This window comes from Winogradskya consettensis (assembly GCF_018332715.1).
GTDB lineage: Bacteria > Actinomycetota > Actinomycetes > Mycobacteriales > Micromonosporaceae > Actinoplanes > Actinoplanes consettensis.
The window spans coordinates 55221-76788 of the sequence record NZ_BOQP01000012.1 but is presented as its reverse complement, the minus strand read 5'-3'; the positions used below and the strand labels follow the sequence as shown (position 1 = coordinate 76788).

At 68.5% G+C, this 21568-nt stretch carries 20 protein-coding genes and 1 tRNA gene; 14 read left to right on the top strand and 7 right to left on the bottom strand.

Going from position 1 to position 21568, the window contains the following annotated elements; translation table 11 throughout:
- Positions 1 to 68 precede the first annotated feature (68 nt).
- From Aco04nite_RS14755 to Aco04nite_RS14715, 9 genes are all read left to right on the top strand, one after another.
- Entirely contained in the window at positions 69 to 818 is a 750-nt protein-coding gene (locus Aco04nite_RS14755) for an SGNH/GDSL hydrolase family protein (RefSeq protein WP_438874917.1), read from the top strand.
- A 5-nt stretch (positions 819 to 823) separates the two neighbouring features.
- Positions 824 to 1723 carry a sulfurtransferase gene (locus Aco04nite_RS14750; protein WP_212997803.1) on the top strand — a complete coding sequence of 300 codons (900 nt, stop codon included), beginning with the start codon at positions 824 to 826 and terminating at the stop codon, positions 1721 to 1723.
- 76 nt (positions 1724 to 1799) lie between these two features.
- Complete coding sequence (locus Aco04nite_RS14745) at positions 1800 to 2285, top strand: VanZ family protein (RefSeq protein ID WP_212997802.1); 486 nt, start codon at positions 1800 to 1802, stop codon at positions 2283 to 2285.
- A gap of 33 nt (positions 2286 to 2318) precedes the next feature.
- The gene (locus Aco04nite_RS14740; RefSeq protein ID WP_203837256.1) at positions 2319 to 2921 is read left to right on the top strand and encodes a TetR/AcrR family transcriptional regulator; all 603 of its coding nucleotides are present in this window, start codon (positions 2319 to 2321) and stop codon (positions 2919 to 2921) included.
- A 20-nt stretch (positions 2922 to 2941) separates the two neighbouring features.
- On the top strand, positions 2942 to 4276 hold the full coding sequence (locus Aco04nite_RS14735) for an acetyl-CoA carboxylase biotin carboxylase subunit (protein WP_212997801.1): 1335 nt from the start codon (positions 2942 to 2944) through the stop codon (positions 4274 to 4276).
- Positions 4277 to 4280: 4 nt separating this feature from the next.
- Positions 4281 to 5159, top strand: coding sequence for a hydroxymethylglutaryl-CoA lyase (locus tag Aco04nite_RS14730; RefSeq protein ID WP_212997800.1), 879 nt, complete (start codon positions 4281 to 4283; stop codon positions 5157 to 5159).
- A gap of 260 nt (positions 5160 to 5419) precedes the next feature.
- On the top strand, positions 5420 to 6946 hold the full coding sequence (locus Aco04nite_RS14725) for an acyl-CoA carboxylase subunit beta (RefSeq protein WP_212997799.1): 1527 nt from the start codon (positions 5420 to 5422) through the stop codon (positions 6944 to 6946).
- A 12-nt stretch (positions 6947 to 6958) separates the two neighbouring features.
- Positions 6959 to 8116 (top strand): acyl-CoA dehydrogenase family protein, encoded by a 1158-nt coding sequence (locus Aco04nite_RS14720; protein ID WP_212997798.1) that lies wholly within the window; start codon positions 6959 to 6961, stop codon positions 8114 to 8116.
- Between the two features lie 136 nt (positions 8117 to 8252).
- The gene (locus Aco04nite_RS14715) at positions 8253 to 10685 is read left to right on the top strand and encodes an ATP-binding protein (RefSeq protein ID WP_212997797.1); all 2433 of its coding nucleotides are present in this window, start codon (positions 8253 to 8255) and stop codon (positions 10683 to 10685) included.
- 322 nt (positions 10686 to 11007) lie between these two features.
- Here the strand turns inward: Aco04nite_RS14715 and Aco04nite_RS14710 are convergent, their stop codons facing one another.
- On the bottom strand, positions 11008 to 11517 hold the full coding sequence (locus Aco04nite_RS14710; protein WP_212997796.1) for a MarR family winged helix-turn-helix transcriptional regulator: 510 nt from the start codon (positions 11515 to 11517) through the stop codon (positions 11008 to 11010).
- 94 nt (positions 11518 to 11611) lie between these two features.
- Here Aco04nite_RS14710 and Aco04nite_RS14705 point away from each other — a divergent pair, with 94 nt between their 5' ends.
- The gene (locus Aco04nite_RS14705; RefSeq protein ID WP_212997795.1) at positions 11612 to 12181 is read left to right on the top strand and encodes a YceI family protein; all 570 of its coding nucleotides are present in this window, start codon (positions 11612 to 11614) and stop codon (positions 12179 to 12181) included.
- A gap of 201 nt (positions 12182 to 12382) precedes the next feature.
- Here Aco04nite_RS14705 and Aco04nite_RS14700 read toward each other — a convergent pair whose 3' ends face one another.
- Positions 12383 to 14041 (bottom strand): DUF2339 domain-containing protein, encoded by a 1659-nt coding sequence (locus Aco04nite_RS14700; protein ID WP_212997794.1) that lies wholly within the window; start codon positions 14039 to 14041, stop codon positions 12383 to 12385.
- Between the two features lie 108 nt (positions 14042 to 14149).
- Here Aco04nite_RS14700 and Aco04nite_RS14695 point away from each other — a divergent pair, with 108 nt between their 5' ends.
- Positions 14150 to 14977: a PASTA domain-containing protein gene (locus Aco04nite_RS14695; RefSeq protein ID WP_212997793.1), complete on the top strand. Its 828-nt coding sequence runs from the start codon at positions 14150 to 14152 to the stop codon at positions 14975 to 14977.
- 76 nt (positions 14978 to 15053) lie between these two features.
- Here Aco04nite_RS14695 and Aco04nite_RS14690 read toward each other — a convergent pair whose 3' ends face one another.
- Positions 15054 to 15353, bottom strand: coding sequence for a hypothetical protein (locus tag Aco04nite_RS14690; protein WP_203837246.1), 300 nt, complete (start codon positions 15351 to 15353; stop codon positions 15054 to 15056).
- 467 nt (positions 15354 to 15820) lie between these two features.
- Here Aco04nite_RS14690 and Aco04nite_RS14685 point away from each other — a divergent pair, with 467 nt between their 5' ends.
- The 3 genes from Aco04nite_RS14685 to Aco04nite_RS14675 all read left to right on the top strand — a co-directional run bounded on the left by Aco04nite_RS14685 (position 15821) and on the right by Aco04nite_RS14675 (position 18182).
- Complete coding sequence (locus tag Aco04nite_RS14685) at positions 15821 to 16702, top strand: helix-turn-helix domain-containing protein (protein WP_212997829.1); 882 nt, start codon at positions 15821 to 15823, stop codon at positions 16700 to 16702.
- Positions 16666 to 16890, top strand: a complete 225-nt coding sequence (locus Aco04nite_RS14680; RefSeq protein WP_203837245.1) for a DUF397 domain-containing protein — start codon at positions 16666 to 16668, stop codon at positions 16888 to 16890. The genes Aco04nite_RS14685 and Aco04nite_RS14680 overlap by 37 nt, the downstream gene beginning before the upstream one ends.
- 809 nt (positions 16891 to 17699) lie before the next feature.
- Entirely contained in the window at positions 17700 to 18182 is a 483-nt protein-coding gene (locus tag Aco04nite_RS14675) for a hypothetical protein (protein ID WP_212997792.1), read from the top strand.
- Position 18183: 1 nt separating this feature from the next.
- Here Aco04nite_RS14675 and Aco04nite_RS14670 read toward each other — a convergent pair whose 3' ends face one another.
- The 4 genes from Aco04nite_RS14670 to Aco04nite_RS14655 all read right to left on the bottom strand — a co-directional run bounded on the left by Aco04nite_RS14670 (position 18184) and on the right by Aco04nite_RS14655 (position 21524).
- Positions 18184 to 18858 carry a hypothetical protein gene (locus Aco04nite_RS14670; protein ID WP_244875998.1) on the bottom strand — a complete coding sequence of 225 codons (675 nt, stop codon included), beginning with the start codon at positions 18856 to 18858 and terminating at the stop codon, positions 18184 to 18186.
- A gap of 285 nt (positions 18859 to 19143) precedes the next feature.
- Entirely contained in the window at positions 19144 to 19965 is an 822-nt protein-coding gene (locus Aco04nite_RS14665) for a WecB/TagA/CpsF family glycosyltransferase (protein ID WP_438874916.1), read from the bottom strand.
- Positions 19947 to 21020, bottom strand: coding sequence for an NAD-dependent epimerase/dehydratase family protein (locus tag Aco04nite_RS14660; protein WP_212997790.1), 1074 nt, complete (start codon positions 21018 to 21020; stop codon positions 19947 to 19949). The genes Aco04nite_RS14665 and Aco04nite_RS14660 overlap by 19 nt, the downstream gene beginning before the upstream one ends.
- Before the next feature lie 421 nt (positions 21021 to 21441).
- A tRNA-Leu gene (locus tag Aco04nite_RS14655) sits at positions 21442 to 21524 on the bottom strand.
- Positions 21525 to 21568: the final 44 nt, after the last annotated feature.

Below are 21568 nucleotides of genomic sequence, written 5' to 3'. Positions count from 1 at the left end.
ACTTTGCTGTTAGCTACAGGTAAGGGGACGTTAAGGGGGCGGCCGTGCGCTGGACGAACTTTGTGGCGATGGGTGACAGCTTTACCGAGGGCATGAACGACGCCTATCCCGACGGCAGTTATCGCGGGTGGGCCGACCTGGTCGCCGCACGGCTGGCAGTCGAGGCGGGACCTGATTTCGGCTATGCGAACCTCGCAGTCCGCGGCAAACTGCTCGATCAGGTTGTCGCCGACCAGCTCGAACCCGCCCTGGCGATGCAGCCGAGCCTGGTGAGTTTCGCGGCGGGCGGCAACGACATCCTGCGGCGCAAGGTCGAGCCGCGGAGCCTGGTGGAGAGGATGGACCCGGTGGTCGGCCGGCTGCGCGAGGCGGGCGCCGACGTGATCCTCTTCCGGTTCGCCGACGTCACCGCCCACCTGCCCGGGCAGCGTTTCATGAGCCCCCGGGCCGCGGTTCTCAACAACGGCGCCGACGAGCTCGCCGCCAGACACGGCGCCCACGTGATCGACCTCTTCGGCGACGATGTCTTCCACCACCCGGTGATGTGGAGCCCCGATCGGCTGCACATGTCGCCGGCCGGGCATCGCCGTGTCGCCGCTCACGTTCTCAACACTCTCGGCGTCGGCGTGGAGGAGGACTGGCTGCTGGTGCCGCCGGTCCCCGCGCCCACCCCGTGGCTGCTGGCGCGCAGTGCCGACCTGCGCTGGGCCGGTCAGCACCTCGCCCCCTGGATCCGGCGCCGGCTCGCCGGGGCCTCGTCCGGCGACCTCGTCACGGCGAAGCGTCCCGAGCTGGCCCCGATAGACGCGCTAGCGTGAGTGGCATGTCCGTTGCGAACGACCCCGCGCCGTCACTGCAGGCGTACGCGCACCCCGACAAGCTCGTCACCACCGAGTGGCTTGCCGCGAACCTAGACACTCCCGGCCTCGTCGTCGTCGAGTCGGACGAGGACGTGCTGCTCTACGACACGGGCCACATCCCGGGCGCGGTCAAGGTCGACTGGCACCTCGAACTCAACGATCAACTCACCCGCGACTACCTCGACCCCGAGCAGTTCGCGGCGTTGTGCGCGGCCAAGGGCATCGGCCGGGACGACACGATCGTCTTCTACGGCGACAACAACAACTGGTGGGCGGCGTACGCCCTCTGGGTCTTCACGCTCTTCGGGCACCGCGACGTGCGCCTGCTCGACGGCGGCCGGCAGAAGTGGGCCGCCGAGGGTCGTGAGCTGACCCGCGACAAGACCACCCGCACCGAGGCCAAGTACCCGGTGCCGGTTCGTGATGACAGTGGCATCCGCGCGTTCCGCGACGAGGTCCAGGGCCACATCGCCAACGGGTTGCCGCTGGTCGACGTCCGCTCGCCGCAGGAATACACGGGCGAGCTGACCCACATGGCGGCGTACCCGCAGGAGGGTGCCCTGCGTGGTGGGCACATCCCGGGCGCGCTGAGCAAACCGTGGAAGTCCGCGGCCAACGACGACGGCACGTTCAAGCAGGCCGATGAGCTCGCGAAGATCTACCGCGACGAGCTGGGCCTGGACAACGGTGACGACATCATCGCCTACTGCCGGATCGGTGAGCGGTCGAGCCACACCTGGTTCGTTCTGCAGCACCTGCTCGGCTACCCGCAGGTCCGCAACTACGACGGCTCGTGGACGGAATGGGGCAACCTGGTCCGCGCCCCGATCGCCCGAGGAGCGGAGCCCGGCGGCCTGGCTTAGAAAGAACCGTTGCGTGTGACAGGCAGACTCTCCGGCCATGGGGGCTGCCTGGCACGCGTACGGAACGATCATGGTGGTGGCGGTTCTGCTGTTACCACCGCTGGGGCTGCTCGCCTACCGGTCGCGCGGGAGGCCGGCGCTCGCTGAGGCAGGGATCGTGGCCGGGTCGCTGCCGTGGGCGCTCATGCTCTTCACGCGGCAGGATGCTCCGCGGGACGTCGAACTCGTACCGTTGCAGGATCTGTCGTCCTGGATCCCCGCGCAGGTCGTCGGCAATCTGCTGGTGCTTGCGGCCTTCGGCTTCTTCCTGCCCGTGCGGTTCGCCTGGGCCGCGTCGCTGGGCAGGATTTGCGTCCTCGCACTCGTCACCTCGACCCTCATCGAGGTGTTGCAATGGGTGAGCGCGATCGGGCGGGTGTCCAGCGTCGACGATGTCATCGTCAACACCGTCGGTGCGGTTGCCGCGGCGGCTTTGTCGCGGCGTTGGTGGGCAGGTCGAGCGCCTGCCGTGACACCGAAAATGGTATTTCCCGATGGGCGAGATCAGCTGAACGGCCGTTAAGGTGTCGACTTGACAGCGGGTTAGAGTTGCCGGGTGACGGTAGATCAGCAGCAACGTCCCGGTGCGCCCGCCCCGCGGCGGCGTTCTCGGCGGGACGAGATTCTCGAGATCGCGGTGGGGCTCTTCGCCTCGCGTGGATATCACGGCGTGTCGATGGATGACATCGGTTCCGCCGCCGGCGTGACCGGGCCGGCGCTCTATCACCACTTCGCCGGCAAGGAAGCCATGCTGGTCGCCGCGCTGATCCCGGTCAGCGAGGGGCTGCTGCACGGCGGCAAGGAGCGGGTCGGCCGCCACCCCGAGGACGCGCAGGCGGCCCTCACCGACCTGATCGAGTTCCACGTGGAGTTCGCTCTGGCCAACCCGGCAGTGATCGCGTTGCACCTGCACGAGCTCGACCGCCTTCCGGAGGAGCCGAAGCGGCAGATCCGCAAGCTGCAGCGGCTCTACGTCGAGGAGTGGGTCGTCGTGCTCGGCACGCTGCGCCCCGAGCTCGAGGCGGGCGAGGCGCGGGTGCTCGCGCACTCGGCGTTCGGTCTCATGAATTCCACGCCGTTCCTCGGCGGCGAGGTCGACCGCCGCCGTCGCGCGGCACTCCTTCGTGAAGCGACGGTCCACGCTCTCATCGGCAGGTAGAAGCATTGGCAGGTAAAAAGATGATCGAGTCGTTGCTCATCGCCAACCGGGGCGAGATCGCCCGCCGGATCATCCGCACGGCCAAGCGGCTGGGGATCCGGTCGATCGCCGTCTACTCCGAGGCCGATGCGGGAATGCCGTTCGTCGTCGAGGCCGACGAGTCGGTGTGCGTGGGCCCGGCCAATCCGGCGGAGAGCTATCGGAACACCGAGGCCATCCTCGCCGCGGCGAAGTCGACCGGCGCTCAGGCGATTCACCCCGGGTACGGCTTTCTGAGTGAGAATGCGGACTTCGCGCGTACGGTCGAGGCGAACGGCCTGGTGTGGATCGGACCCGGCGCCGAGGCGATCACCGCGATGGGCGACAAGATCAATGCTCGGAACCTGATGGCGGAGGCCGGGGTCCCGGTGGCTCCCGGCACGCACGATCCCGCGGAATCCGTCGAGGCCGCGATCGAGGCGGCGAATGCGATCGGCTATCCGGTGATGGTCAAGGCCGCAGCCGGCGGTGGCGGAATGGGCATGGCCGTCGCCGACGACGAAACCGCGCTGCGCAAGGAATACGAGAAGGTCACGGCATTCGCCGCGCGGATGTTCGGTGACGGCTCGGTGCTCATCGAGCGTTACTTCCCCCGGGTCCGGCACGTCGAGGTGCAGATCCTCGGTCTCGCCGACGGCCGGGTGATCGCGTTGAGCGAGCGGGAATGCTCCGTGCAGAGGCGCAATCAGAAACTCGTCGAGGAAGCCCCGAGCCCGGCGGTCAGCCCCGAACTGCGCGCGCGTTTCCTGGCCGCGGCGGTCAAGGCCGGCGAGGCGGTGGGCTATCGCAACGCGGGCACGGTCGAATGCCTGCTCGACCCGGCGACCGGGGAGTTCTTCTTCCTCGAGATGAACACCCGGCTGCAGGTCGAGCACCCGATCAGCGAGCTGATCCACGGCACCGACCTGGTCGAGCAGCAGCTGCGGATCGCCTCCGGTCTCGAGCCGAACTTCGACGTCGAACGACCCACCAGCGGACACGCGATCGAGTTCCGGGTCAATGCCGAGGATCCCAAGCGGTTCTTCCCGGGCCCCGGCAAAATCACGACGTGGGTCGAGCCGGCCGGCGACGGTGTGCGGGTCGATTCCGGGTATGGGCCGGACACCACGGTCACCCAGTTCTACGACTCGCTCATGGCGAAACTGATCGTGTTCGGTGTGGACCGGGCGGATGCGATCGCCAAGGCGCGTGCCGCAGTGGCCGGTTTCCAGGTGGCCGGCCCCAAGAACAACCTGCCCTTCTTCGCTGAGCTGTTGGAGAACGACGAGTTCCTGTCGGGCGACTACGACACGGGCATCGTGGCCCGGATGAGGTGAGGACATGACCGCCGTCTCGATCCGTGAGGTCGCTCCCCGCGACGGCCTGCAGAACGAGGAGCCCATTGCCGCCGATGACAAGGTGCGGCTGATCGACGCGCTTTCCGGCACGGGGGTGCGCCGGATCGAGGCGGTTTCGTTCGTTCACCCGAAAGCCATTCCGCAGATGGCTGACGCGGACGACGTCTGGGCACGCGCCTGGCACAACCCCGACGTCCGCTATTCGGCGCTGATCCCCAACAAACGCGGGGCCGAGCGTGCCATCGCGGCGGGTTTCGGCGAGATCGAGGTTGTCGTCTCGGCCAGCGACACCCATAACCGGCGCAATCTCAACCGCTCCACCGACGAGACGCTCGATGAGATCACCGCGATGATTCCGCTGGTCCATGCGTCCGGCGCGACGCTCGAGGTAATCGTCGCGACCAGTTTCGGCTGCCCGTTCGAGGGCGACATCGATCCGGACCGCGTGGCGTCCATCGTGGAACGGGTCCGTGCCGACGGCGCCGACCGGACGGCCTTCGGCGATACCACCGGCATGGCGACCCCCCGCCGGGTCCGTGACCTTCTTTCATCGGTACGCCCGGAGCTGCTGCACTTCCACAACACGCGCGGCACGGGGCTGGCGAACGTCCTGACAGCGCTCGAGCTCGGAGTCCGCGAGTTCGACGCCAGCGTCGGCGGGATCGGTGGCTGCCCCTACGCGCCCGGCGCGTCCGGCAACATCGCCACCGAGGAGCTGGTGCACATGCTCGAGGACATGGGCATCACCACGGGCGTCGACCTGGAATCGCTGCTCGACGTCGCGGCGATGGCCGAGAAGATGCTCGGGCGCACGCTGCCGTCGGGGGTTCTGCGCGCGGGGCCGCGTACCCGCCTGGTCTGAAGCGTGTCCCCGGCTGGTTCGCTTCGTTATCAATACCGGCAGCTTTCAAGACCCGGATCACGCCGGTCCCGGGCGTGACCCGAGCGGCGCTGTCAAGCGCCGGGCACGAAAAAAGATGCCGGTGCTCCTCCACGGCATCGGCGTCGGAGAACGGGAGTCCCCGCGGTCTGCGGGGGCTCCCGTTCGCGTCTTTCCCCCCAGGTGCAATTGCGCTAACCTAACGATCGTTCAGGGCGGAACGATCGGCGGGAGGGGGCCACGTGGCTTTCGACGTGGAAGCGTTGGCGCAGGCGCACAAGCGGGCGGTCGCCGGCGGCGCGGAGAAATACCACGCCGCGAACGCCGCCAAGGGCAAGCTCTTCGCCCGTGAACGCATCGCGCTGCTGGTCGACGACGGCTCCTTCGTCGAGGACGGCCTCTACGCCAACAGTCTTGCCGACGGGCTCCCCGCGGATGGCGTGATCACCGGAACCGCGCGGATCGACGGGCGCGGTGTGTGCGTGATGGCCAACGACTCCACCGTGAAGGCGGGGTCGTGGGGCGCGCGTACGGTCGAGAAGATCATCAGAATCATCGAGCGGGCGTACGCGACCGGCGTACCCATGGTGTATCTCGTTGATTCCGCGGGCGCGCGCATCACCGACCAGGTCGACCTCTTCCCGGGCCCCCGCGGAGCGGGAAAGATCTTCCACACCCAGGTCCGGGCGTCCGGGTCGATCCCGCAGGTCTGCGCGTTGTTCGGGCCGTCCGCCGCGGGCGGGGCCTACATCCCGGCGTTCTGCGACGTGGTCGCGATGGTCGAGGGCAACGCCAGCATGTATCTCGGCTCCGACCGGATGGTCGAGATGGTCACCGGGGAGCGCACCACGCTGGAGGCGATGGGCGGCGCCCGGGTGCACTGCGCGGAGTCCGGCGTCGGGCATTTCCTCTGCAAGACCGAGCAGGACGCGCTCGACGTGGTCCGTTCCTACCTCTCCTACCTGCCGTCCAACTACACGCAGGAGCCGCCGGTCGCCGAGCCGGTGGAATCGGCTGCCGTGGACCTCGGCGCCCTCGTGCCGGTCAGTGAACGGCAGGCGTTCGACATGCGCCGCTACATCAAGGGCATCGTCGACCAGGGCTCGTTCTTCGAGATCCATGCGCTCTGGGCCCGCGAGCTGACGGTCGGCTTCGCGCGCCTCGACGGGCAGGTCGTCGGGGTGCTCGGCAACAACTCGATGTTCAAGGGCGGCGTGCTCTTCGTCGACTCGGCCGACAAGGCGAGCCGGTTCGTGCAGCTCTGCGACGCCTTCAACGTGCCGCTGATCTTCCTCTCCGACGTTCCGGGTTTCATGGTCGGCTCGGCGGTGGAGAAGCAGGGCATCATCCGGCACGGCGCCAAGATGATCACCGCGATCTCCGAGGCCACCGTCGCGAAGATCTGTGTGGTGGTGCGCAAGGCCTACGGCGCCGGTCTGTACGCGATGGCGGGCCCCGGGTTCGACCCCGAGGCGACGATCGCCCTGCCCACGGCCAAGATCGCGGTGATGGGGGCGGAGGCGGCCGTCAACGCCGTCTACGCCAACAAGATCGCCGCGCTGCCCGAGGGCGAGCGCGAGGGTTTCATCGCCGAGCGCCGCGCCGAGTACGAACGCGACATCGACGTCATGCGGCTCGCCAGCGAGCTGGTCATCGACACCGTGATCGAGCCCGGCGACCTGCGCGGCGAGCTGATCCGCCGCTTCGCCGCAGCCCGGGGCAAGGACCGTTCCTTCTCCCGCCGCCGCCACGGCGTCACTCCCGTGTAGAGAGGATCCGTCATGGTCGACTTCCGGCTCAGCGAGGAGCAGGAGGCGCTGCGCGAGAGCGTGCGAGATTTCGCGCGCGAGCAGGTGGCGCCGGTGATCGCCGAGCACTACGAGCGCAAGACGTTCCCGTACGACCTGATCCGGCAGATGGGCAAGATGGGCCTTTTCGGCCTGCCCTTCTCTGAGGAGCACGGTGGCATGGGCGGCGACTACTTCGCGCTGTGCCTGGCCCTCGAGGAGCTGGCCAGGATCGACAGCAGCGTGGCGATCACCCTGGAGGCGGCGGTCTCGCTGGGTGTCATGCCGATCTATCTGTTCGGTACGCCCGAACAGAAGGAACAGTGGCTACCCAGGCTGACCAGCGGCGAGGCCCTGGCAGCATTCGGGCTGACCGAGCCGGGCGCGGGTTCCGACGCCGGCGGCACGACGACCCGCGCGGTGCTCGACGAGGCGACGGGTGAATGGGTCATCAACGGCTCGAAGGCGTTCATCACGAACTCGGGCACGGACATCACCTGCCTGGTCACGGTCATGGCGGTCACCGGCACGAAGCCCGACGGCCGCAAGGAGCTCTCCACGATCATCGTGCCGTCGGGGACCCCCGGGTTCACCGTCGCGCCCGCGTATTCCAAGGTCGGCTGGTGTGCCTCTGACACCCACGAGCTGGCCTTCGACGACGTACGAGTGCCGGCCGCGAACCTGCTCGGCGAGCGCGGCCGCGGCTACGCGCAGTTCCTGCGGATTCTCGACGAGGGACGGATCGCGATCGCCGCGCTCTCCACCGGCCTGGCCCAGGGCTGTGTCGACGAGTCGCTCAAATACGCCCGTGAACGGCAGGCGTTCGGCAGTGCGATCGGCGGTTACCAGGCGATCCAGTTCATGATCGCGGACATGGAGATGCGCGCCCACATGTCCAGAGTGTCCTATTACGACGCCGCGGCCCGGATGCTCGCCGGTGCCGACTTCAAGCACCAGGCCGCCCTCGCGAAGCTCTACGCGAGCGAGGCGGCGGTGGACAACGCGCGCTACGCGACCCAGGTCCACGGCGGCTACGGCTTCATGAACGAGTCGGCGGTCGGTCGTTTCTACCGCGACGCCAAGATCCTGGAGATCGGGGAGGGGACCTCGGAGGTCCAGCGGATGATCGTCGCCCGCGGTCTGGGTTTGTAGCGTTCACGCCGTTGAACAGGCGATCTTGGACTCCCGGGCAGGTTTGGCGGCAAATCCGGCGGCCTCTGCGTCGGTTAGTCGACAAACTGCCGCCTCAGGTCGGCATTCATCGACATGTCTGCCTAGGTTCATAACCATGACGTCCGATCACGGGGCGGACCAGGAGGGTCCGGGATTCGACGCCGTGCTGCGCAGTTACCGGCTGCGGGCGAAGCTGACGCAAGAGGAGCTCGCCGTCCGCGCGGCGGTCGGGGTGCGTACGGTCCGCGATCTCGAGCGCGGCCGCGCATCGCGCCCGCAGCGGACCACGATCGAGCTGCTCGCCGCGGCGCTCGGCCTGACCGGCGCCGACCGGCTCGCCTTCCTGGCCGCCGCTCGCGGCCAGCCCTCCAGCTCGCCGATGCCGACCCGCTTCATCCGGCTGCCACCAGCCGGCGATTTGATCGGCCGCGACGGCGATGTCACCGAGCTGGTCACCCGGCTCTCCCAGCCGATGGCGGAGGGCCCGCGCGGCATCACACTGGTCGGCCTGGCCGGGGTCGGCAAGACGAGCCTCGCGCTCACCGTCGCGCATCGGGTCGCCGAAGCGCATCCCGGCGGGGTCGCCGGCATCGTGATCACCGACGGCTCGACCGCCGGTGAGGTGCTGGGCGGGGTCGCCGCGGTCTTCGGCGTGGGCCGGCCCGACGACCTGGCCCCCCGATTCGCCGGGCGCGCCGCGTTGCTGCTGATCGACGCGGTGGAGCGGTCGCCCGAGTCGATCGCCGAGGTGCTCGGCGACCTGCTCACGCAGCACCCGACCCTGCGTTTCCTGGCCACCGGCCGGCACCCGGTCGGCCTGCCCACCGAGCGGGTCTGGCCGGTCGCGCCCCTGGTCGCGCCGCCTGCCGGAGTGGGCACGACGCTCGCTGACGTTGCCGGTTATCCGGCCGTCGCACTCTTCCTCGATCGCCTGGCCAAGGTGCGCGGAGCCCCCGTCGAGCCCGAAGAGGTGCCGTCTCTGGCCGCGCTGGTCCGGCGCCTGGGCGGCCTGCCCATCGCCCTGGAGCTGGCGGCGGCCCGCGGCCGTGTCCTGACGGTCGAAGAGATCCTTGACAGGTACGGTGACCGCGTCCTCGACCTCTCCGGGCGCCCCGAGGACGGCGGCGTGCTCTCGGTGCGCGATGCCGTCGCAGCCAGTTACCGGTTGCTCTCCAGCGACGAACAGGCCGCGCTGCACCGGGTCGCCACGTTCAGGAACCGCTGGTCGTTGGACCTCGCCGAGCAGATCGTCGACGGGCGCCCGGCCATCGACGTCGTGCACCTGCTGGATCGCTTCCTCGAGCTGGGCATGCTGAGCGCCCGGGGCGCCCGGGCATTCCGCTTCCGGCTGCTCGACGTGGTCGGCGACTACGCCCTCGAACAGGCCGCGATCCAGGGCGATCTGCACGCCGCGCGCGCCCGTCATGCGGAGGTGATGGCCGAGATGGTCCGCGGCATCGCCCCGGAGCTGAAGGGCGCCCGGCTGGCAGAAGCCGCCGCCCGCCTCGACGACGTGGCCGGCGACCTCGGAGCGGCGCTGAACTGGGCGGCGAAGGAGGACCCGCACACCGCCCTGCGCATCGCGGCCTGCCTTCCGAGATGGTGGCGCTTCCGTGGACGCGACGTCACCGGCCGCCAGTGGATACGCCGGCTGCTGGCAGATCCGCGGACGGCCGACGCCGACCCGGCCACCCGAGCCTGGGCCAAGGTGGGGCTCGCGCAGCTGGCCCTTGAGCACGGCTCCGGTGCCGAGGAGATCGGCTCGGCGCAGGCGGCGCTGGCCGACTTCCGTGACCTGGGTGACGTGTCCGGGCAGCTGACCGCGCACACCCAGCTGGCCGCGCTGTGGATGACCATCCGCGTCTTCGACCGTGCCCGGGTGCACGGAGAGGCCGCTCTCGAGCTGGCCCGCTCCAGCGGGCGCATCCGCGACATGGCGGTCGCCGAGAACAACCTGACCTGGCACGAGATCCGGCGCGGCGACCTGGCCGCGGCCAGGGCCCGGCTGGCCGAGGTGGATCGACTGGCCAGCCGCTGTGGCGAGCACCGGCTGCGCGCGGTCGCCGCGGCCAACCTGGCGGAGGTGGAACGACTCGACGGTCACCTCGAGGAGGCCGCCCGGTTGGGCCGGCACGCCATCTCCGAGCTGGAGGACGTCGGCGACCCCGGGCATCGCCGCCGGGTGCTGGCCTCGATCGGACAGGCGCTGGCGGAGTCGGGTCGCGACGACGAAGCGGCGGAGGTGCTGGAGGAGCTGCATCCGGGCGACTCGCCGCTGTCACCGGACGGCCCGGCTGCGATCGTCGAGGCTGCTGTGGCGCTGCATCGGGGGGAGCAGAAACGCGCGGCGGAAGCCTTCGCCGCCGCTGCTGACGCCTATGCCGATGCCTACGATCCGAGGGACGTCGTCGAGGCGTTGATCGGTCAGGCGAGGAGCACGCCGGACTCGCAGGAGCGGGCCGATGTGCTGCGACGGCTGGGGGAGATCTGTCGCAGCGGGGGCATCGAGCTGCTGCCGCGCGAGAAGGAGTGGCTCGGCCTGGCGTGACGTGCGTGGACGGCCGGTGTTTTACGTGCCCCCCACAACACCGGCCGTCACAGCGCCCCAGTTAACGCGGCGAGAACGAGGGCTCCCCCGATCTGCCCCGCCCCGGCCTCGGCCGCGCCGCGTCCCCCTGCGGAGATCACCCTATCCGCGTGGTGCGGGTGAAATGCCTGAATAGACGGGTTTCGGCCTGGGCGCACGGCGGTTCTGCCGGTAGTTCTGCCGGTTACCCACGCGTCAGTGACTGTGGATAGTTACTCGCTGTGGAGACGAATCGGGAGCGCCCGCTGCTCGCATCCCGCAGCCCAGGGAAATCCGCGCCGAATCAGGCTGCTGACGCGGTGCTCTCGACCTCTGTTTCGTCACTGCCGGCGGTGGCGCAGGGATTGACCGCGTCACGGATCCGGCGCAGCGATTCCATCATCTGGTCGAGCTCGGCCGGAGCGAGCTGGCCGATGAACCACTGCTGCATGAGATCCAGGTGGCCCGGGAGCACTTCCTCCAGGCGCTTGATGCCCGCCTCCGTGATCACCGCGTATGAGCTGCGCCGATCGCTGGAACAGGCCTCGCGCCGGATCAGGCCTTCACGGTCCATGCGGTCGACCACGCGGGTCACGCCGCTGGTGGACAGCGAGGTCTGCCCGGAGAGGTCGGTCATCCGGAGCCTGTTCTGTGGTGAGCGGGCCAGACGCAGCAGCACCTCGAACTCGACCGAGGAGAGCCGGTGCTGCTCGAACTGCGCGGCGAAACGGTTGGTGAGCCCGGTGAACGCCTCGGAGAACAGTCCGAAGGCGGTGAACCGGGGGTCGTCGAAGTCAGATGCCACGCAGCCCATGGTAGCGCGTTCTCTTGACAGGTGGAATATTGCTTGGCATATTGTTGCTCCGTCAGACAACTACTGGCTCTGCCCCAGGAACGAGGATCCAAACATGAGTGACATCCGCACCTTCGAAGGCCTCCAGATCCCCGCCGCCGGCACCTACGAGCTGGACGCGGCCCACAAGCGCGTCGGCTTCATCGCCCGGCACCTCATGGTCAGCAAGGTCCGCGGCCAGTTCGCCGAGGCCACCGCCACCATCACCATCGGCGAGGACCCGCTGCAGTCCTCGGTCACCGCCGAGATCAAGGCCGCCAGCGTCGAGACCGGCCAGGTCGACCGTGACAACCACCTGCGCACGGGCGACTTCTTCGAGGCCGAGAAGTACCCCACGATCGTCTTCCGCAGCACCGGCATCAAGTCCCACGCGGGCGCCGAGTTCGTCCTCGACGGTGAGCTCACCATCAAGGACGTCACCAAGCCGGTCGAGCTGGTCGTCGAGTTCGAGGGCGCCACCACCAGCCCCTACGGCCAGTCCGTCTTCGGCTTCAGCGCGAGCACCGAGATCGACCGCGAGGACTGGGGCCTGACCTGGAACGTCGCCCTCGAGACCGGCGGCGTGATGATCGGCAAGAAGATCAAGATCGAGATCGAGGGCGAAGCCATTCGCCAGGCTGCCTGATCTCGGCCCGTTCCATGGCCTGACCACCGGTTCGCTCCGTGACACCCTGCAGGAGCGCTCCGGTGAGCTCGGCGAAGGCACATCTGCCGCACCCGAGCGAACGAAAAGCGCCGCCCAGACCGGGCGGCGCTTTCGGCGTTAGTGGGGCCTTTGTGCGCTTGGAGCTGCACGCGAAAGCGGCGTACGGGGCTAGATGCGGCCTTACGGGTTGTCGCTCTCGCTGTCGGTCAAGGGGATCTCCGGGGGGACGTCGCTCGGCTTGGCCTTCCGTGGCGCGCTCTTCCTCGCCGGGGTGGCTCTGGCCGGTTGCCCTGGAACAGTAGGCGCGGCCTGCGCGGCCTGGTTCGCCTTCTTGGCCGGGGTCGAAGCACTCTTTGACGGAGCGATCGCCGGTCTGGCCTGCCGGGGTGTCGTCGTCGCCGACGCGGTGTCGGACACGGACATCGAGGTCTGCGCAGGTGCGGCCTTCTTCGCCGGGACGGTCTTCCTCGCCGGGGCCTTGTCAGTTTCCACCGAGTCGGTCCGTCCGCGTCCGGCCGACTTCTGGGCAGGCGCCACAGGCTCGCCGGCAGCGGACGAAGGCCCTGAAGTGGCTCCCGCCGCGGAACCGCCCGCTGCCGACGATGGCCCAGCACCACCCGCGGCCGCCGCTGCGGACCGAGCCCCGGCCGACGACGGCGCGGAACCGCTGACCGCAGGTGAAGCCGAGGATCGGGCTCCGGTCGACGACGGCGCGGAACCGCTGACCGCAGACGACGCTGAGGATCGGGCTCCGGGGGACGACGGTGGGTTGATCTGGGCGATCGTGGGTGAGTCCGGTGGTGGGGTGACCGTGGAGGCGCGGGGCCGGGGGGTCGCGGGTCCGCCGGCCCAGGCGGGGCGTTCGGCGGGGGATTCCGGGGCCTTCGCCCGGCCGGTTACGACCGCGGGGGTTTCGGTGCCCTTCGAGCGGCGGGTGCGTCGCTGGCGGGGTGGCTGTGGCGGGCGGTTGGCGCGGGCTGTGCGGCGTTCCGCGGCGCGGCGGCCGACCGAGACGGTCAGGGCGGAGCCTGCGAGGCCGGCGAGGACTGCGTACGGTGCGGTCAGGTATGCCGATTCGAGGGGGCCGAGCGAGCCCGTGAGCTGCGGGGCGAGCACGAAGAACGCCGTGGCCACCAGCAAGGGGCCGACCGCGCCGGACGATGCCGTGCCGAGCCCGAAGTCGCCGCGCCGGGTGGCGGCCCAGGCGCCCAGGATGCCGAGCACGAAGGCGGCGAGAAGCGTGAGCAGGGCGCTCGGCCAGTAGATGGTTCCCACGACCGCGCCGGGGTCCGTGCCGGTGAACTGCCAGCTGGTCAGGTAGGTCGCCGAGGGTTGGTGCCAGAAGACATCCATCACCACCGCGGCGATAGCCAGGGCCCACAACCAGGTCGCCGTGGCGATGAGGTTGGCGGCGACCGGGCGCGTGAAGACGGCCCAGTAGGCGAGGGCCATTCCTAGAAGTACGCCGATCAGGGCGTACCCACCGGCTGTTGATTGTGGGGTGTACTCGTCGGGGCGCACGGCGGCGCGGGCGGGAAGCGCGACCAGCGCGACCGTCAGCAGAGCCCCGACCGAGGCTGAGGCTGCGAGCGCGAAGCGCCACAGACCGCCCGAGACCTGACCCAGCCGACCGGCGATCACGGCGCCGAACACCGTGGCGCTCGCCGCGATCCATGTTGCCCAGCCGAGACTCCCCAGCCAGACGCTGTCGTCCGGGGTGGCCGTCGCGGGCCACACCACCACGCCCAGGCCGTAGCCCAGGCCGAGCTGGGCGGCACCTGTCCCCGCGGCCACCCCGGCCGCGGCTGCCACCTGCGTTATCCAGCCCTTAGCGGCCATGCCGGGCACTGTAGCGGTCGTTGACGATGCCTGCGAATCGATGAGCGAATGCTTCAAGATTGGTTAAGTTGATTTCTCAGAGGGCGGACCAGGGAGGAAGGTACGGCGATGTCCGATGACACCGGCGAGTTCTTCCCGTTCCGCGACGAGGACGAGATTGAGCCGAACGGGCGTACCGGGGGGAGTGACAGCGGCGCCGGCGACGAGACCCGCGCCCTGCCGCCCGTCCCGTCCGATGCCGACGCGACCTCGGTTTTCCGACCGGTTTCGGACAACGACGCGACGTCGGTTTACGCGCCGGCCAGTGGGGGCGCGTCCGGTTGGGACGACGAGGACCAGATCTGGGCGGGCCGGGCCGGCGTTCGTGCACCCGGACCTGCCGACGATGCCACGCGTACGGACTGGGCCGCCGTTCCGGAGGATGAGCCCCGCGGCAGATGGTGGACGCCGATCCTGGTGGGGATCGTGGCGTTTGTGCTGCTCGCGCTGCTCGGCTGGGGGATCTATCTGATCGTGAGGTCGAATGGCGGAACCGATCAGGGGACCCCGGCGGTGACCCCCACGGCGACGCGCGCACCGGCTGCGACCGCTACCACCGGGCCGACGTCGAAGCCATCGTCGGCCGCTCCGACCTCGGCAACCCCGTCCAGTGCGGTGCCGAGCACCGCCAGCGACATCACCATTCCCGCGTTGCGAGGGCTCTCCCTGGACGAGGCCAGAAACGCGTTGAACCGCAAGGGTCTCAACTACCGCCTGCGCTACGTGGCCAGCACGGATGCCCCACCAGGAACGATCATCGGCAGTGACCCGGCCGAGGGTCAGCAGGTGCCCGATGACACGATCGTGAACCTGATCATCGCGAGTGAGCCGACCGCCACCACGACGCCGCCGTCCACTCCCACCGCCACGCCGTCCGTCGACTACGACGAGGACTGACTCCATCGTCACCCGGCCGTTCGTCACCCGGCCGTTCGTCACCTGGCCGTTCGTCACCTGGCCGGCGGACGCAGGCTCAGCGGTTGGCGCGCAGGGCACGGGTCGGGATCGCGCCCGAGGTCAATCCCGGCTGACGGGCGTTGCGGGCGCGCGGGTCGGGCGCCTTGCCGACCTGGCGCAGGCCGCCGACCTGCACAAAGATGGAGCGGCGCTCGACGGCGTCGCCGCCTGCGTTGAGTTCGTAGCCGTCGAGCCAGATCCAGCCGTCGTATGTCGGCCAGTCATGAACTCGGATGACCCGGAAGAGCATGGGCGATGAGAATTGGACACTCGCCGCCTTCGTCACATGGATGACATCGCCGGACCGAGGAAGCACGCCATCTCCTGTCCTGAACCCGAATTTGGGGGGCAAACACCGATTTGCCACACGGTGAACACAGATGCTCCAGTGTGCCCGGCTCGTACGTCTTGGCAACCTTGTGAGGGTGCCAATCATCACAATGGTGCCGTAATGACGCGACCGGCCCTCCGTCAGCCGGTGGAGTAACTCCGCGACTTATCGGAGTCCACGTAGGACAATCAAGAGATCAGGCAGACCATGATCGGTGTTGTGCCGTTCACGAACTGCCGGGCCTGACGGCCATCACCGATTCGTGCGGTGACGAGCGCCATACCCGAAAGATTGCACCACGCCTGTAATCGATGCAAGTTGCATGTCAGCCGTCCGTGACGAAGTGATCACTGTCGACGCTTGAAGGATCAAGAGATCAACAGCCAGACTGGAGCCGACAAACGCCGTACGGCGGAGCAACTTGCCGGTTCCGCCACCTACCGGAGGTGAGCGTGAATCCGCGCCGAAGCCCAACCATCCGTCGTCGCCGACTCGGCGCCGAGCTGCGTAAATATCGCGAAGCAGCGGGCGTGACGATCGACGTGGTGGCCGACCGCCTCGGCTGCTCGCCGTCCAAGGTGTCCAGGATCGAGACCGGCCACACCAGTGCCACCCCACGTGACGTGAAGGACATGGTGGACATCTACCGCGTTGACGGCGCGGTGTCCGACGAGCTCGTCCAAATTGCCCGCGAAGCCCGGCAAAAAGGGTGGTGGCACCCGTTCAGTACGGTTCTGACCGGCGCTTATGTGGGGATGGAGGCCGCCGCTCGATCCGTTCGGGCGTACGAGCAGCAGGTGATTCCCGGACTTCTCCAGACCGATATGTACGCAGATGCATTGATTCGGGGCGCCCGACTGAGTGACACCGACCAACAAATCGAGCAACGGGTACGAGTCCGAATGGCGCGCCAAGCGTTATTGATTCAGGACGATCCGATCGATCTTTGGGTGGTGCTCGATGAGGCGGTGGTGAGTCGCCCGGTCGGTGGCGACGACGTGATGAGAGATCAACTTTTCCGTCTGGCTGAGATGGCCGCGTTGCCGAACGTCACTCTCCAGATCCTGCCCTTCGCGGCAGGGGCGCACGCCGGCATGGATGGCACTTTCGCGATCCTCGACTTCCCGGATGCCGAGGACCCGGACGTGGTGTTCGTGGAGAACGCGACCGGCGGGCTATTTCTGGAGAAGGTCGACGAACTGAGCAAGTACAACTCAATCTTCGATGCCATCCGATCGACGGCCCTCCCCCCGGAGGAGTCCAGGAACATGATCGCATTGCTGGCAGAGGAGCCATTGTGGAAGTCGAAACCAAGGGTTTCCGGATCAATCTGAGCCGTGCACAGTGGTTCAAGAGCACCCGTAGCGGTCCCAATTGCGACAACTGCGTCGAAGTGGCGTTTGTAGACAAGGCGATCGCGGTGCGCGACTCGAAGAACCCGACCGGTCCCGCGCTGATCTTCACCGCGGACGAGTGGGACGCGTTCGTGGGTGGCGCCAAGGACGGGGAGTTCGATCGGTAACCCTGCCTGGTAGAACACCGGCCCTCACGGCCGGGAAGTAGGACGCCGGCCCCGCACGGCCGGCGGCGCAGCGTCGGCTCCGCACGGTCGACGACACGACACCCGGCCCCGCACGGCCGGTTGCACCAACACCGGCCCCGCACGGCCGGTTGCATTAACACCGGCCCCGCACGGCCGGTTCAGCAACAAATCGGCCGGTCGGCCTCGCAGGGGTACCGCGCTTTGAGGGATTCCGGGTCCTGAGGAGTCCGGGCCTCGATGAGGTGCCGACCGGCCCGCCAGGTCCGTGTTCGCCTGGCCTGACGCGCGACCAGGTCAGGCGAGCGACCACGGTCACCATCCGACCGGGGTCATCCATCCGACCGGGTCAACCATCCGACCAGGGTCGACCATCTGACGATGGGCAACCAACCGGCCTCGGGCAACCGAGCCCAGTTGCCATCGTCGACCCAGAAGCAGGCGTGCGACCGCGGGTGACCAGCCAGTGGCCATTGCCGGTCCAGAAAAGCCCGGGCCGATCCTGGACCCGATCTCCCGGGTGGGCTGGAGCAGGCCGGAGGACGGCTGAGTGAGGCCATGAGCCCACGCCCGCAGCTTTCGCGGGCCGTGGGCTGTTATGCGTAATTTAAGGATTTTGTACCGTCGCCGGACGCGCGCCACCTCGTTGAACGCCTTAAGTGCGGGCCGGACTGCACTGACGTACCGCTGTCGCCCGTATGGCTGACTGTCTCCCTCGCGTGACGGTGCGGGCAGGGCCACCTCGTGACGGTGCGGGCAGGGCAATTCAACGAGCGAGGCAGGGCGAACACATGACGATCGGTTCCGACAACCTCAGCAGCGGGAACCCGAGCGCGCAGGACCGGTTCAGCGGGGGTGTGAGCGCGTACCGGCAGAATCGGCGCGAGGGGTCCATGTCGGGGGAGCACGGCGAAGCGGAGCTGATGGGGCGGGGCGGCCCCGGTTCTCTTTCGGCGGCCGGTCTGCCGACGCGTAACCCGATGGACCAGGATCGCACGGGGAAGATGCCGGCACTGGACATGCAGGGCCTGACCGAGCCGGTATTCCCGCCGGGTGGCTGGATCGACTCGACGGCGACCCCCACCCCGTTGCCGCCGCAGCTCGGGGCGGCGGCGCAGTCGATGGCTGATCACCCGTTGCTGCGTGGTCTGTTGATGGAGCTTCCGGGGCGCGGCGCGATGCCGGCCTCCGACTGGCTGGACCGCTGGTTCGAGGCGGCCCGGTCGATCCTCGAACTGCTCTACGTGCAGGAATCCAACCGCGGCAAGCAGTAGGTCAGGCAGCCAGATCGACCGCGCCCGCACCGATGGCGCGGTCGGTCGGCGTCTCCTCGGGCAGCGGGGTGTAGCGCTCGGTGCGCAGGACGGGCGCGTGGCGCATCCGCCCGATCGGGGCCAGCACCGCGAGGTTGAGCCGGCTGTGCCGGATCGCGTGCCGCAGGACCAGGGAAAGGGCCGCGACGCCGACGATGCCGATCGCGATGCCCGCGAAGTCGGCACCGGGCACTTCCACAAGATCAGCAGCGATGGGTACGCCGAGCAGCGCCGCCAAACCTGTCACCTGCAACGGAACGGCGACCAGCGGATGCGCGGCAGCAGCACGCAGCGCGGGCGGGGCCGGTGCGAGCGGCGCGGTGGCGAATGCGCCGGCGCCGCGCCGGATCTGGCCGAGGCGCCGCGCGGTCATGGTCAGCACGAACAGCGCCGGGACCGCCGGGAAGAGAGCCGCGGCCGGCGCGGAAGTGTCGCCGGGGAACAGGCCGGTCATGACGAGCACCGCGACGAACAGCCCGGCACCGGCACCGACCACAGTGGAGAGCAGCCGGGCGCGCCGGCGGAGCTCGCGGGCGGTGCGGGCAACCGGGAGCGTGTCGGCGAGCAGCCCGGCGGTGAGCCAGACCACGGCGAGAGCGCCGATGAGAATGAGGTCCGTCGTGGTGTTCACATCCACAGACTTCACCTGTCGCGCAACTCGCAAAACCGGGAAATCACCGGACCGGAAACCCGTAGGGGTCATGCTTTTACGCTGCGTTGTCAGATGACCACGGTACGCCCTCAGCCCAATGGGCGAAGTGGACAATGCCCCCTGTTGCGCCCGTGACGCGTGTCCTAGTGTCGGGTGTCAGACGGCCGGTGCGGATGCTCGCGAATGTTCATCGGTCGCTGCGTGCTCGACCTGGGGAGGTCGGCCGGGATCCCCTCAACTCCGCGAACGCGATGGGGTCCCGGCACTCCCTCAGACCGCGAACTTCTGCACCTTGTCGGTGGTCGGTGCCGGCGGGGTCGCCTTCCACAGCCCGGCCTTCTGTGCCGCGAGCCGCGACACGTAGGCGGGGTTGAGCAGGAGGTAACGCTTCCACAGTCGCTTGGGCTCGAGACCGAGACGCCACAGCCACTCGAGGGCGTACTTCTGCATCCACGCGGGCGGGTTCTTCAACAGGCCGGCGTGGTAGTCGAAGGCCGCGCCGACGGCGAGCAGCGGCATGTCGAGCAGCGGGCGCATGGCGTACGTCCAGATCTCCTGCCGGGGGCAGCCCAGGCCGACCAGCACGATCCGGGCACCGGAGGCCTTGATCCGGTCGGCGATCTCAACGTCTTCGCCGGGCTCGTTGCTGCGGAACTTCGACGGCTCGACACCTGCCAGCTTCAGCGCGGGGAACATCTGCTCCAGGGCCGGGACCAGCTTGTCGAGAACCGGCTGCGTCGACCCGTACAGGTAGACGGGCAGGCCCTCGGCCGCGGCCTCCCGCAGCACCCGCAGGGTCAGCTCGGGCCCGTAGACCCGGTCGGCGAGGTCTGCGTGGTCGAGCAGGTTCATGGCTCCGCGCACGGGCTGGCCGTCCGGAGTCACCAGGTCGAATGAGTTGAGCCGGGCGTTGTGGGCCTTGTCCTGCACACCGGTCATCACGCCGTGCACGGCGAGCGCGGTCACCGCATAGTGCTTTCGCTCGCGAGCCGCCTCGATGATCTTGGCGGTGGCAGCTTCGTAGTCGACCGCGTCGACGAGCACACCGAGGACGTTTTTCTTGCCCAGGTCGATCATGATGCCGGAACCCACTTGTCGACGTTCGCGTCGTGGATCTCCTGCAGGATCATCGGGACGTCGTAGACCTGCTTCCACTGCGGGTAGTCGGCCTGGAACGCCGCCATCGAGCCGATCCACCACTGGTGGTCGCCGATCCGGTTGTCCTCGACGTACTCGGTGATCATCTCGGTGCCGCTGATCCGGCCGGCGATCGCGAACGCCTCGAGGTTCGACACGTTGGAGTGCCGTCCGCCACCCAGGTTGTAGACCTTGGCGGAACCGGGGTTGCGGAAGAACGCCTCGAACGCGCTGAGCACGTCGTGGCTGTGGATGGCGTCGCGTACCTGCTTGCCCTTGTAGCCGAAGATCCGGTACGTCCGGCGTTCCATGTTCGCGCGCATGACGTACCCGAGGAAGCCGTGCAGCTCGGTGGCGGAGTGCGCCGGCCCGGTGAGCGTGCCACCCCGGAAGATCGCGGTCTTCATGCCGAAGTAGCGGCCGTACTCCTGGGCCATCACGTCGGCGGCGACCTTGGACGCGCCGAACACCGAGTGCAGCGTCTGGTCGATCGACATGTCCTCGGTGATGCCCTCGTAGTAAGGGTGTGCCGAGTCGAGCTCCCAGCGCGTCTCCTGCTCGACCAGCGGAAGCCGGTTCGGCGTGTCGCCGTACACCTTGTTGGTGGAGCAGTGGATGAACGGCGCCTCGATGCAGTGCTCACGCGTGTTCTGCAGCATCGTGAGCGTGCCCCCGGCGTTCACATCGAAATCAGTGAACGGGTCCCGCACAGCCCAGTCGTGCGAAGGCTGCGCCGCAGCGTGGATGACAACGGCGATGTCCTTGCCGTACTTCTCGAAGATCCTGGCCACGGCATCCCGGTCCCGGATGTCCACGCCATGGTGCGAGTACTGCGACCCGAGGTCAGCAGTCAACCGCTGCACGTTCCACGCGGTAGACGCCTCAGCCCCGAAGAACTCCTGCCGCATGTCGTTGTCGATCCCCACGACATCCAGCCCAAGCCCAGCAAAATGCCGAACAGCCTCGGACCCGATGAGCCCACCTGATCCAGTCACCAGAGCAACGCCCACGAGCAACTCTCCAAAGCCCTCGACACCAAGAAATCAGTCGAGAGCATAACGCCCCCCGGCCCACCCGCTCTTCCACAACCCACAGCGCCCCCGCCGCCCAACTTCACCCAAACGATCCCCCGGCGCCGACGCCGCGCCCGGCCGCCCCCAACTCGGTAACAACTTGATCCCGCTCGAAAACCGGCAAAAGGGACCCCGCGGCCAAAGGATGTGACGCATTCGGCCCCGCCAACAAGGATTTTGATCGAGACTCAGCGACGCCCGCGAGCACTTCGAGGTTGAACGACCGCGCGGGCGCGACAACCGCAGGGTTGACCGCCACCACCGCACCGCGGGGCTTCCGGGGGCTCGGCCCCCGGAGCAGACATGACGAGGGACCCTAGCTCGCGCTTTCTGCGAGCATAGAGTCCCTGGTCACTCGTGGGGATGGGGGGAGTTGAACCCCCACGTCCTTTCGGACACACGGACCTGAACCGTGCGCGTCTGCCATTCCGCCACATCCCCGTGGCATTCAGTTAGCCGGAACAGACTACGCTGTCCCTCGTTAC